This is a genomic window from Nocardia sp. NBC_01503, assembly GCF_036327755.1.
Taxonomy (GTDB): Bacteria; Actinomycetota; Actinomycetes; order Mycobacteriales; family Mycobacteriaceae; genus Nocardia.
This window is the reverse complement of record NZ_CP109596.1, coordinates 1002231-1013658: the sequence shown is the minus strand read 5'-3', so window position 1 is coordinate 1013658 and position 11428 is coordinate 1002231. Positions and strand designations below refer to the sequence as shown.

Sequence of the window (11428 nt, the reverse complement as noted above, 5' to 3'; positions counted from 1 at the left end):
TTGTCGCGACTCTCCCACTTCTCGCTTTGCTAACGAATGTGGGTTAACTTCGGGAGATGGAACACGATCGCGAATCGGCGCCGCTGCCGCTCGGGGAGCTCTTCGCGCAGGGGCCGTTCCCGCCGCATCACCCCGGGTGTTTCGGCTGCGGCCCCTCGAATCCGTCCTCGCCGCGTATTGTGTTCGAACGCCGCGGAGACACCGTGCGCGGCGCTTTCACCATGGATGAGCGGCATCAGGGCGCGCCCGGGGTGGCGCACGGCGGCATTGTCGCCGCCGCCCTCGATGAAGCCTCCGGGGCCATTCTGATGCCGCTGCGGCGGCCCGCGGTGACCGTGAATCTCGATGTGAACTTCAAGGCGCCCGCCCGCCTGGGCAGAGAACTGATCGTCACATCTCAGCTCAGCGCGCGGGAGGGTCGCAAACTCTTCATCGATGCGGTGCTGACCGATGGCGATACCGTCATCGCCACCAGTCGCGCGATCTTCGTCGAGGTTCCGCAGCAGCATTTCGTCGCACTGGGCGCGACCCCGGGCGAGCTTTTCAGCATCGGTATCTGACCGGAGCCACGGGGACGCGACGGAATTCGGCGCGAGTCAGCGCAGTCGGCGGATATCGCCGCGCACGCGATAGAAGCCGCCGCGTGCCGACTCCGAGACCGCGTCGACCACGTATCGCGCCCCCGCCTGGCGAATCTCGCGCGGGAACTGCACATTCCAGCCGCGCTGATAGCCGGGGGAGACCACGTGCACGCGCAGGTTACCGCCGTCGTTGACGCATTCCACGACAATGCCATTGCCCGCGTCCACCGCCACTTCGACTGTGGCACTCGGGGTTACGGCCGACATCTCGGGCGCCTTCACCGAAAGCGTCTGCGGCAGTACCCCCTGCTCCGCATCGTGGATGGCGGCCTCGCTCACATCCAGACAGGCCAGCGAACCGTTGGTGGTGACCAGGTACAGCTTCTCGTCGTGATACTGCATCGAATACGCCGAACCGCAGCCGGTGGCGAGCTTCCACAGCCGCTGGCCAGTGGAGTCGAAGCAGTACACCGAGGAGTAGTTGTCGCCGGCGAAGACATAGCGGCCATCCGGTGAAGTGGCGCAGGAGAATACCGACGCATCGCACTGGTAGGCGCGATCGGCCTGCCCGTTCTTGGCGACCATGCGCACCTGATTATGGCTGGTGCCCGCGTACACCGACTCGGCCTCCTGCCAGCCGAACAGTACCGCGCCGCCGGTCCGCACGTGCCACTGGTTGACGCCGCTGTCCAGGTCGTATTTGGTGACGCCGTCCGAATGGCCGTGGTACACACCGTCATTGTCGATGCGCACCATCCAGCCCGAGTTGCCGGTGCTGCGCCGCGTCCACAGCGACTCCTCCTCATGGTCGATGACGGTGAGCCCGCCCTCGCGATCGGAGACGCCGAGAATGCCGTCGTGAATATCGAGCCAGTAGATATCGACATTGGCGGCGATATCGTAGGCGGCGCGCGGCACCTTGCCCGACAGATCGTAGACGCGGCCGTCATCGCAGCCCGCGTAGATCCAGAAGTCATCGGCCACAATGCATTTCACCGCATCGGGGAGGCGGAAGCGGCCGGTCACCTCGCCGCCGGGGGTGAGCGTGAAGACATCGCCGCTCTCATTGCCGACCCAGCAGCGCCGCTCGTCGACGAAGATGCCGAACGCCGCCGCGCCGGAGTCGAAGGTCCACAGCACCGGGGCCGATTTCGCGGTGGAGCGCTGGGAGACGATGGCGCGCCGGGTGACCGGTCGCTTACCGCGCACACCCATGACGGCGGGTGCGTAGCCCTTGCGCACCTTCTCGCCCACCTTCTTGGCGGCGGCCGCGCGCGCTTTGTCCACGCTGGCAAAGGAACTCACCTTGACCTGCCCGGACTCCCCGATCCGGCCGTAGCGAATGGTCACCTGCGTGCCCGCGACGACGACCTCGTAGAACTTATGTGCCGAACCGCTGTCCTGCGACAATTCGAGATAGGTGGTTTCCCCGGTGGTCATGCGCCCCGCTCCAAGCTTCCGTCAACGTTTTACGCCGCGAAAGCTAGCAAGGCACACCGACATTCGCCGCCCGAGCGGCGCGCGATCACAGGTAGAGCTGTGCCACCAGGCCCGCGAGCGCACCGCCGACCAGCGGTCCGAGCACCGGTACCCAGGCGTAGGCCCAGTCGGCGTTCTTGTGATGTGAGCCCGGGTGCGCGGGCAGTTGCTCTTCGACCCGCTCGGCCACCCCGCCCGCATTCAGATCGGCCGGAACCCGTTCGGGGAGAACGGCGGTGGCGTGCCCGGTGGGCAGCAGCGCGTAGGCGATGCGCGGACCCAGATCGCGGGCCGGATTGATGGCGTATCCGGTGGGGCCGCCCAGTGACGCGCCGATACCGACGACCAGCAGGGCCGCGGCCAGCGGACCGAGCCCGCTCGGGGTGTGGCCGAACGCCAGAATCACGAACACCAGCGCGAAGGTCGCGATGACCTCGGTCAGGAAATTCCATTTGTACGAGCGGATGGCCGGGCCGGTGGAGAACACCGCCAACTTCTTGGCCTCATCCGGTTCGGCGTCGAAGTGCCGTTTGTAGGCCGTGAAGGCCGCGCACGCGCCGAGGAAGGCGCCGACCAGCTGACCGGTTAGATATGCGACGGTATTGCCGAAGGTCACCGGAACGCCAGGCGCGTACTCCTCGGCGCCCGCGAACAGATTGCCGATGGTGACGGCGGGATTGAGATGCCCGCCCGTCTTGTACGCGACGTACACGCCCGCGAAAACACCCAGACCCCAGCCGAACGTAATGAGCAGCCACCCGCCGTCGAAGCCCTTGGATTTGGCGAGCAATACATTGGCTACGACTCCGGCGCCGAGCAGGATGAGTATTCCGGTGCCGAGCGCCTCACTCACGAATATCGAGCTGAAGCCCATGGTTAGCCTCCGATCGGGGTTCGATCCGCTATCGCGGCCATACCTGATCAGACTCTACGGTTTTGACTTCTGCAAATCTCTGGGAACACGCGGCCGAGCCCGCTTGGTGAGTGAGAGCTCAGTGCCGTTCGGTGCGCGAGAGCTCAGTGGCCGAGTGTCGCCGCACCCGCTTGGGCGAACTTCTCATCCAGATCGCCGCTCGGCGCGCCCGCCACACCGATCCCGGCGATCGGCGCGCCCTTGACATCGACCGGTGCGCCGCCGGCCAGGAACAGCGTCCCCGGAATATCTGCCAGCTGCGGCGCGCCGCCGTATCTACGACAAGCTCGCCGTGGATACCCGCGCGGCCGCGGTGGCGGTGGCCAAGGAGCAGCGGCTGCTGCCCTGATCGAAAACCTCTGCGCTGCCCGGGAATCGGATCCCGGGCAGCACTGTCGGTGTTCAGTTGACGGCCGGGCTGGGGGCCTGCTTGCCGGTCGCCACCAGGTGACGGCGGCGGCTCGGCAGCATCATGGTGGGGTGTGCGAGACTCCAGGCGGTGCCCGCGCAGATGAACTCCTTGATACGGGCTCCGGTCCGGCCCGTGAGGGCAGTCGACTTGGGCTGGTCGTCGCGAGTGACCAGCTGGTATATACCGTCGTGGCGGCCGAGGCTGATGCACTGGGCGTTGTAGCCGATCGGAGCCGTGGCGACCTTGTGTCCGGTCAGGCGCGCGGCGAGGGCATCGGCGCCCTGCCAGGCCATCGGAGTCGCTGTGGCGCAAGCCATTCGGAGCGGCTTACCGCCGACTCCTTCGACGAATGCGGCATCACCGAGGGCGTACACGTCAGGGTGTGAGATCGAGCGCAGCGTGCCGTCGACAACGATCCGCCCGGTGCCCGAGACCGCCAGGGTGCTGGCGGCCGCGATGGGGTGCACCTCGAAACCGGCGGTCCACACCGTCACCTGCGCCGTAATCCGCTCGCCCGCAGCGGTTTCCACGCCGTTCGCGTCGACACGGGTAACGTCGGCCCGCTCGTGCACGGTGATACCGAATCGTTCGAACGCGGCGTGCAGGTGCTGCTGGGCCTTGTCGCCGAGCCAGTCGCCGACCCCACCGCGCGCGGCCATCGCGACGTGCAAATCCGTTCGGGCCTCGGCGATTTCGGTGGCCGCCTCGATAGCTGTCAGGCCGCCGCCGACGACCAGCACGGTCGCACCCGCGGCCAGTTCGCTCAGCCGCGCCCGCAATCGCAGCGCGGCCTGCTTACCGCCGACGTTGTGGGCGTACTCGGCGACACCGGGGACGCCGAAATCGCTGACCGCGCTCCCCAACGCGTACACCAGGGTGTCGTAGCCGAGTGTCTCGGAGCCGTTCTCGTCGATGAGATCCACGGTCTTGCCGTCGGCATCGACCGATACGACCCGGGCCACCCGGACCTGAACCCCGGTGCCCGCGTAGATCTCGGCCAGCGGCCGCTGCGGCAGCTCCTGTCCGCTGGCGAGCTGGTGCATGCGAATCCGTTCGACGAACTCCGAATCGGCATTGACGAGGATGATCTCGACGTCGTCGCGGTGCAGTCGCTTGGCGAGACGACCGGCGGCGATGCCACCGGCGTACCCGGCGCCGAGGACGACGATGCGGTGCTTCATGGCAGGCTCCCTCTGGTTGATGACACCTTCTGAACCGAGCAGCCATGCGATCCCTGACAGCATCAGGGTGTGATGTGGGTCACCAGGTTCCAGGGAGCGGGTGATGTGCCTCTGCAGCCCGCCACTGCCGCGCCACCCGCGCCAGCTTCTCGGGATTGACCTGGATGCGAATCGCCGCGACACCCGCGGTGGTCGGCTCGAAGCTGAAAATGCCGTAGACCTGCCCGTCGACCTCGACCAGAACGGCTGGATCGCCATTGACCTCGGTCGCGTAGAAGACCGGGGTGCCACCGACATACGCCCGTCTGGCCGGGGTCGGTCGGAACGCGTCGCGGATGTAGCGCGCGATGGCGAGCGCGCCGAGCACCGGGGTCTTGCGCGCCGGAACCCGGCCACCGCCATCGGCGATGCCGACCGCGTCATCGGTGAGCAGCCGGATGAGCGGTTCGGTCTCACCGCTGAGCATCGCGGCGAGGAACTCCTCGATAACCTTCCGCACGGTGGCCGAATCGACCTCGGCGCGTGCGCGTTCGGTACCGACATGTTGTTTTGCGCGCCGGAAGATCTGCTGGCAGTTCGATTCGGTGAGGTCGAGCATTCCGGCTATCTCGCGATGCGAATATCCGAACGCTTCGCGAAGTACGTACACCACGCGTTCGTTCGGCGAGAGTCGCTCCATCACCGTGAGCATGGCGAGTGAGACCGCTTCGCGCTGCTCCAGCGTCTCGGCCGGTCCGAGCATGGGATCTCCGGCCAGCAGCGGCTCCGGAAGCCACTGTCCGACATAGGTTTCGCGCCGGGCCCGAGCCGAGGTGAGCTGGTTCAGGCACAGGTTGGTGAGCACTTTGGTCAGCCATGCCTCAGGTACTTCGATCAGTGTCCGATCGGCCGCATGCCACCGCAGATATGTGTCCTGCACGGCGTCCTCGGCGTCACCGGCGGATCCGAGCAGTCGATAGGCGATCGCCTCCAGGCGACCCCGGGACCGCTCGAACAGATCGGCTTCGGAAGTACTGACCAACATGCCCCCATCGTCGGCTATATCCGCTTCTTACGCGAAGCGGGGTGTCACCCCACCAGAGGTGACACCCCACTTTCGACTGTCGGACCTAGCTGACAGCGAGCAGACGGGCGGCGTTGGCGGCCTCGTCGTCATCGGCCTCGTTGGCGGCGAGTTCGGCGTGCACGCGGTCGTAGTACTGGTTGATCTCGGCATTGGTGCGCTCGGCATCCCAGCCCAGCTGCGGTGCGATGAGCCGCGCGATCTCCGGGGCCGCCTTCAGGCCGCGATCGGGCACCTCGATGGAGATGCGGGTGCGGCGGGTCAGCACATCGTCCAGGTGCAGTGCGCCCTCATGGGTGGCGGCGTACACGGCCTCGGCGGCCAGGTAGTCCTCCGCGCCCGGAATCGGTTCGCGCAGTGCGGGAACCGCCGCGATGAGATCGAAGAGCGCATCGGTGAGCGAGCCGTAGCGGCCGAGCAGATGCAGGACGGTCTGCACGGGCAGTTCGGCCCGCGCCGCGACCTCGTCGACGTGATCGAGCATGTCCTGGTAGCCGACCGCGCCGAGCAGCGGCAGATCCGCGGTGACCGAGGAGGGTGCGTCACTGCCCAGACGGGCGGCGGCGGCATCGACCACATCGGCGGCCATCACCCGGTAGGTGGTGTACTTACCGCCCGCGATGACGAACAGGCCGGGGGCCGGTTCGGCGACCGCGTGCTCGCGTGAGAGCTTGGCGGTCTCCTTGGACGCGCCGGTCATGAGCGGCCGCAGTCCGGCGTAGGTGCCGACGATATCGGCGCGCGTAAGCGGTTCGCGCAGTAGCGAATTGATGTGATCGAGGATGTACTGCACATCGGCGGCGCTGGCGGTCGGATGGTTCTTGTCCAGCGACCAGTCGGTATCGGTGGTGCCGATGATCCAGTGCTCGGCCCACGGAATCACGAAGAGTACGGACTTCTCGGTGCGCATGATCAGACCGGTGTTCATATTCAGCCGCTCGCGCGGCACCATGATGTGCACGCCCTTGGACATGCGCACATGGAAGGGGAACTCCACACCGGTCATCTTGATCATGTCGTCGGTCCACACGCCGGTCGCGCTGATCACCGTGCGGGCTCGAATCGTATGCTCCAGACCGGTTTCCAGGTCCATCACCTTCGCGCCGACAACCTGCTCGCCATCGCGCAGCAGCCCGGTGACCTTGGTCCGGGTCAGGACGGTCGCGCCGTGCCGAGCGGCGGTGCGCGCCAGGGTCATGGTGTGCCGGGCATCGTCCACCTGCGCGTCGTAGTACTTGATCGCACCGGTCATGGCATCGTCCTTGAGCGCCGGCGCCAATTCCAGTGCGCCGGTACGGGTCAGGTGCCGGTGCATGGGCACCGCGCGCGCTCCGCCGAGCGTGTCGTACAGCGCCACGCCCGCGCCGATGTACGCGCGCTCCCACACCCGATGCTGCAGCGGGAACAGGAACGGCACCGGGTGCACCAGATGCGGCGCCAGCTTGTTCAGCAGCAGGCCGCGCTCCTTCAAAGCCTCACGCACCAGCGCGAAGTCGAGCTGCTCCAGATAGCGCAGGCCACCGTGGATGAGTTTGGACGACCGACTCGAGGTGCCCGCGGCGAAGTCGCGGGCCTCGACCAGGGTGACGGACAGGCCACGCGATGCGGCGTCCAGGGCCGCACCCGCGCCGGTCACACCGCCACCGATGACGAGGACGTCGATCTCGGTGTCGCCGAGCGCATCGATGGCCCGGGTGCGGTAGGCGGGATCCAGTTGTGCGGACACGAAATACTCCTTGTAATCGGTGTTTTCAGTCATTGGGCGGCAGCTCGATCAGTCGTCGTCGATATCGACCCAGTCGAGGGTTCGTGACACCGCTTTGAGCCAGCGGGCGTACCCGCGCTCGCGCTGCTCCTCGCTCCAGGTCGGCGGCCAGCGTTTGTCCTCGTGCCAGTTGGCGACGAGTTCGTCTGTGTTGTTCCAGAATCCGACAGCCAGGCCCGCGGCGTACGCGGCCCCGAGCGCGGTGGTCTCGGGCACCATCGGTCGTGACACCGGTACACCGAGGAAGTCGGCCTGGATCTGCATGGCGAGTTCATTGGCGGTGACGCCGCCGTCCACCCGCAGGGTGGCCAACCGCACCCCGGAGTCGCGCTGCATGGCCTCGACCACATCGCGGGTCTGGTAGCAGATGGATTCCAGTGTGGCCCTGGCCAAGTGGGCATTGTTGCTGTATCTGGACAGGCCGACGATCGCACCGCGCGCGTCGGGCCGCCAGTACGGTGCGAAGAGACCGGAGAACGCGGGTACGAAATACACGCCGCCGGTGTCCTTGACCTGCCTGGCCAAGGTCTCCATTTGTGAAGCGCCGGAGATGATTCCGAGTTGATCGCGCAGCCATTGCACGGCCGATCCGGTGACCGCGATCGAACCTTCGAGCGCGTACACCGGTTTCTCGTCGCCGAATTGGTAGGCGACGGTGGTCAGCAGCCCGTGCTCGGAGTGCACAATATCGGTACCGGTATTCAGCATCAGGAAATTCCCTGTGCCGTAAGTGTTCTTGGCCTCACCGGGGCGGAAGCACACCTGTCCGACGGTGGCGGCCTGCTGATCGCCGAGGACGCCCGCGATGGTGACCGAGCCCTTGAACGGCCCGTCCGGATTGGTGGTGCCGAAGCCCGCCGGATTCGAGGACGGCGCGATGGCAGGCAGCATGGCGCGCGGAATCCCGAAGACCCGCAACAGTTCCTCGTCCCAGTCCAGGGTTTCGAGGTCCATGAGCATGGTGCGGGAGGCATTGGTGGGATCGGTGATGTGCACCCCGCCGCGCGCGCCGCCGGTGAGATTCCAGATCAGCCAGGAGTCGGGGGTGCCGAAGAGGGCATCACCCTTCTCGGCGTCCGCGCGCACGCCCGGGACGTTCTCCAGAATCCACTTCAGTTTGCCGCCGGAGAAGTACGGGGCGGGCGGTAGTCCGGCCTTGCGGCGGATGAGATCGCCGTGCCCGGCCTTGTTCACATCCGAGATGATCCGGTCGGTGCGGGTGTCCTGCCAGACGATGGCGTTGTAGTACGGGCGTCCGGTGCGGCGGTTCCACACAATGGTGGTCTCGCGCTGATTGGTGACGCCGACGGCGGTCAGATCGCTCGCCGTGAGGTCGGCTCCCGCGAGGGCGCTCTTGATGACGGTGCGGGTGCGCTCCCAGATCTCGTCCGGATTGTGCTCCACCCAGCCGGCCTGCGGCATTATCTGCTCATGCTCGAGTTGATGGCGGGCAACCACATTGCCGCCGTGATCGAACACCATGAATCGCGTGGAGGTCGTGCCTTGATCGATGGCTCCGACGTACTGCGTCATCGCGGTCCTTTCCGGATACTCGTCATTGAGTCCGTTTGCCCTGTTGAGCACGGTCGCGGCCGGGCCCGAGGTCAACGTTACGAAGTGGAGGGTCTCGCGGACAGGGTCGCCGTTCGACAATGCCGAACGGTTTGCTGATAGGTTACCGACATGCCCGGCCCGATTCAGTCGATCGAGCGCGCAGCGGCCATGTTGCGCCTGCTCGCGCGTGGATCCGGGCGCATGGGCGTCGGCGAGATCGCGGCGGCGCTGGGCCTGGCCAAGCCCACCGCGCACGGGATTCTCAAGACCCTGCAGGGTGTGGGATTCGTGGAGCAGGACCCGGTGAGCGGTAAATATCAATTGGGTTCCGCACTGGGCGAGTTGGGCTCCGGCCGCCTGGACGCCAACGAACTGCGCTCCCGAGCGATCAATCGCGCCGATACGCTGGCGGCGCGCAGCGGCGAATCGGTCCGCATCGCCGCCCCGGTGCGCAATACGGTCGAGGTGGTGCACCACGTCTTCCGCCCCGACAACACCACCCAGGCCCTCGAGGTCGGCGAAATCCTCCCGCCCTATGCGACCGCCCTCGGAAAAGTGCTGCTGGCCTACGACACCGAGCTGGCGGCGACCGTGCGGGACGGCGACCTCCCCGCCCTCACCCACCGCACCATCGTCGACCGCCCCGCCCTGGGGCGCGCCCTGGCCGAGGTGCGCCGCACCGGCTGGGCGGGCGAGATAGGGGAGTACCGCGCCACCGAGGCCGGAATAGCCGCCCCCATCCGAGCGCGCGGCGGCCTGGTCGTCGGCGCGATCGGCATCACCGGCCCCGTCGACCATCTCTGCGACGGCCAACTCCACTTCCGCCCGGCACTCATCGCCCAAGTGCGCGATGCCGCCCAAGCTGTTTCACGCGACCTGGGCGGTGCACAATGAGGCGCGGTGCGATCCCACCCCGGGATGACGAAGGGCGGCCATGCCGGGATGACGAAGGGCGAAGTCACCTATGACGCAGCGCTACGTGCTGGCGATTGATCAGGGCACCACTTCGACTCGGTGCATTCTGTTCGATCAGCGCGCCAGGTTGGCGGGTGTGGCGCAGCGGGAACACCGGCAGCACTATCCGCGACCCGGGTGGGTGGAGCAGGACGCGCTGGAGATCTGGCGCACCGTGGAGCGGATTGTGCCCGCGGCGCTGCGGGATTCGGGGATCACCGCCGACCAGGTGGCCGCCATCGGGATCGCCAATCAGCGTGAGACCACGGTGGTGTGGGATCGCAATACCGGTACGCCGATCGGGCGGGCCATCGTCTGGCAGGACGTGCGCTCCGAGGAATTGGTGGCGCGGCTGCGGGAAATGCCCGGGGCGGAACGGATTCGGGAACTCTGCGGACTGCCGCTGGCCACCTATTTCGCGGCTCCGCGACTGCGCTGGATGCTCGATACCGTGCCGGGTCTGGCCGAGCGCGCCGAACGCGGTGAGGTGCTGTTCGGGACCATGGAGACCTGGCTCATCTGGAATCTCACCGGCGGCGCGGATCACGGTGCGCACGTCACCGATGTGACCAATGCCGGGCGCACCCTGCTCATGAATCTGGCCACGCTGGCGTGGGATGACGAGCTGCTCAGCTTCTTCGGCATACCGAAGGCGATGCTGCCGCGCATCGAACCCTCCACCGGTGATTTCGGTGTGGCCCGGCGCGTGGTTCCCGGGGTGCGTATCGCCGCCGCGCTCGGCGATCAGCACGCCGCCCTGTTCGGTCAGACCTGTTTCGCGCCCGGTGAGACCGAATGCACCTATGGCACAGGCGGATTCCTGCTCATGAACACCGGCCGTGAACTGGTGCGCTCGCAGCACGGCCTGCTCACCACCATCGGCTATCAGATCGGCCCGGACCCGGTGTACGCCCTCGAGGGGCCGATCGCGGTGACCGGCTCACTGGTGCAGTGGCTGCGCGACAATATCGGGCTCATCGCCAGCGCCCCGGAGATCGAAACCCTCGCGGGCACAGTCGAAGACAATGGCGGCTGCTATCTGGTGCCCGCGTTCTCGGGCCTTTACGCCCCGCATTGGCGTAGTGACGCGCGAGGCCTGCTCATCGGCCTCACGTCGTATATCACCAAGGGGCACATAGCCCGAGCCGTCCTGGAGGCCACCGCCTGGCAGACCCGCGATGTGGTCGAGGCCATGAACGCCGATGCCGGTCTGCGCGCCGATTCGCTGCGGGTGGCCGGTGGTATGACCTCGGACAACCTGCTCATGCAGATTGTCGCCGATGTGCTCGACATACCGGTCATGCGCCCCATCGTCTCGGAGACGGTCTCGCTCGGCGCGGCCTATGCGGCGGGTCTGGCGGTCGGTTATTGGCCGGATCTCGAAGGGCTGCGGCATAACTGGCGGGTGGCGGCGCAGTGGGTGCCGCGCATGGATCCGGCCCTGCGCGCCGAGGAGTACGACAACTGGCAGCGCGCGGTGGAGCTTACCTTCGGTTGGCTGCGGCCCAAGAAGCCCTTGACCTAAC

11 protein-coding genes are annotated in these 11428 nt (G+C 66.9%); 4 read left to right on the top strand and 7 right to left on the bottom strand.

Going from position 1 to position 11428, the window contains the following annotated elements; translation table 11 throughout:
- Nucleotides 1–56 precede the first annotated feature (56 nt).
- Nucleotides 57–560: a PaaI family thioesterase gene (locus OHB26_RS04740; protein ID WP_330183018.1), complete on the top strand. Its 504-nt coding sequence runs from the start codon at nt 57–59 to the stop codon at nt 558–560.
- A 36-nt stretch (nt 561–596) separates the two neighbouring features.
- Here the strand turns inward: OHB26_RS04740 and OHB26_RS04735 are convergent, their stop codons facing one another.
- The 3 genes from OHB26_RS04735 to OHB26_RS04725 all read right to left on the bottom strand — a co-directional run bounded on the left by OHB26_RS04735 (nt 597) and on the right by OHB26_RS04725 (nt 3203).
- Nucleotides 597–2021, bottom strand: a complete 1425-nt coding sequence (locus OHB26_RS04735; protein ID WP_330183017.1) for a WGR domain-containing protein — start codon at nt 2019–2021, stop codon at nt 597–599.
- A gap of 85 nt (nt 2022–2106) precedes the next feature.
- Nucleotides 2107–2934 (bottom strand): MIP/aquaporin family protein, encoded by an 828-nt coding sequence (locus tag OHB26_RS04730; RefSeq protein ID WP_330183016.1) that lies wholly within the window; start codon nt 2932–2934, stop codon nt 2107–2109.
- A gap of 143 nt (nt 2935–3077) precedes the next feature.
- Entirely contained in the window at nt 3078–3203 is a 126-nt protein-coding gene (locus tag OHB26_RS04725; RefSeq protein ID WP_330185496.1) for a heme-binding protein, read from the bottom strand.
- Between OHB26_RS04725 and OHB26_RS04720 the strand changes: the two genes are divergently transcribed.
- Nucleotides 3188–3322, top strand: a complete 135-nt coding sequence (locus tag OHB26_RS04720) for a hypothetical protein (protein ID WP_330183015.1) — start codon at nt 3188–3190, stop codon at nt 3320–3322. The two genes, OHB26_RS04725 and OHB26_RS04720, sit on opposite strands and share 16 nt — an antisense overlap.
- A gap of 53 nt (nt 3323–3375) precedes the next feature.
- Here OHB26_RS04720 and OHB26_RS04715 read toward each other — a convergent pair whose 3' ends face one another.
- The 4 genes from OHB26_RS04715 to glpK (OHB26_RS04700) all read right to left on the bottom strand — a co-directional run bounded on the left by OHB26_RS04715 (nt 3376) and on the right by glpK (OHB26_RS04700) (nt 8927).
- Entirely contained in the window at nt 3376–4566 is a 1191-nt protein-coding gene (locus OHB26_RS04715; protein ID WP_330183014.1) for an NAD(P)/FAD-dependent oxidoreductase, read from the bottom strand.
- A 79-nt stretch (nt 4567–4645) separates the two neighbouring features.
- On the bottom strand, nt 4646–5590 hold the full coding sequence (gene sigJ / locus OHB26_RS04710) for an RNA polymerase sigma factor SigJ (protein WP_330183013.1): 945 nt from the start codon (nt 5588–5590) through the stop codon (nt 4646–4648).
- Between the two features lie 85 nt (nt 5591–5675).
- Entirely contained in the window at nt 5676–7388 is a 1713-nt protein-coding gene (gene glpD, locus OHB26_RS04705) for a glycerol-3-phosphate dehydrogenase (protein ID WP_442942853.1), read from the bottom strand.
- Between the two features lie 15 nt (nt 7389–7403).
- Nucleotides 7404–8927: a glycerol kinase GlpK gene (gene glpK, locus OHB26_RS04700; protein ID WP_330183011.1), complete on the bottom strand. Its 1524-nt coding sequence runs from the start codon at nt 8925–8927 to the stop codon at nt 7404–7406.
- Nucleotides 8928–9077: 150 nt separating this feature from the next.
- On the opposite strand from glpK (OHB26_RS04700), the gene OHB26_RS04695 reads away from it, so the two are divergent.
- Nucleotides 9078–9842, top strand: a complete 765-nt coding sequence (locus tag OHB26_RS04695; protein WP_330183010.1) for an IclR family transcriptional regulator — start codon at nt 9078–9080, stop codon at nt 9840–9842.
- Between the two features lie 70 nt (nt 9843–9912).
- The gene (gene glpK, locus OHB26_RS04690) at nt 9913–11427 is read left to right on the top strand and encodes a glycerol kinase GlpK (RefSeq protein ID WP_330183009.1); all 1515 of its coding nucleotides are present in this window, start codon (nt 9913–9915) and stop codon (nt 11425–11427) included.
- Nucleotide 11428 lies beyond the last annotated feature (1 nt).

Excerpts from the sequence above, each read along its gene's own strand:
- OHB26_RS04740 (WP_330183018.1), top strand. The coding sequence starts at position 57 with ATGGAACACGATCGCGAATCGGCGCCGCTGCCGCTCGGGGAGCTCTTC.
- OHB26_RS04735 (WP_330183017.1), bottom strand. The coding sequence starts at position 2,021 with ATGACCACCGGGGAAACCACCTATCTCGAATTGTCGCAGGACAGCGGT.
- OHB26_RS04730 (WP_330183016.1), bottom strand. The coding sequence starts at position 2,934 with ATGGGCTTCAGCTCGATATTCGTGAGTGAGGCGCTCGGCACCGGAATA.
- OHB26_RS04715 (WP_330183014.1), bottom strand. The coding sequence starts at position 4,566 with ATGAAGCACCGCATCGTCGTCCTCGGCGCCGGGTACGCCGGTGGCATC.
- sigJ (WP_330183013.1), bottom strand. The coding sequence starts at position 5,590 with ATGTTGGTCAGTACTTCCGAAGCCGATCTGTTCGAGCGGTCCCGGGGT.
- glpD (WP_442942853.1), bottom strand. The coding sequence starts at position 7,388 with ATGACTGAAAACACCGATTACAAGGAGTATTTCGTGTCCGCACAACTG.
- glpK (WP_330183011.1), bottom strand. The coding sequence starts at position 8,927 with ATGACGCAGTACGTCGGAGCCATCGATCAAGGCACGACCTCCACGCGA.
- OHB26_RS04695 (WP_330183010.1), top strand. The coding sequence starts at position 9,078 with ATGCCCGGCCCGATTCAGTCGATCGAGCGCGCAGCGGCCATGTTGCGC.
- glpK (WP_330183009.1), top strand. The coding sequence starts at position 9,913 with ATGACGCAGCGCTACGTGCTGGCGATTGATCAGGGCACCACTTCGACT.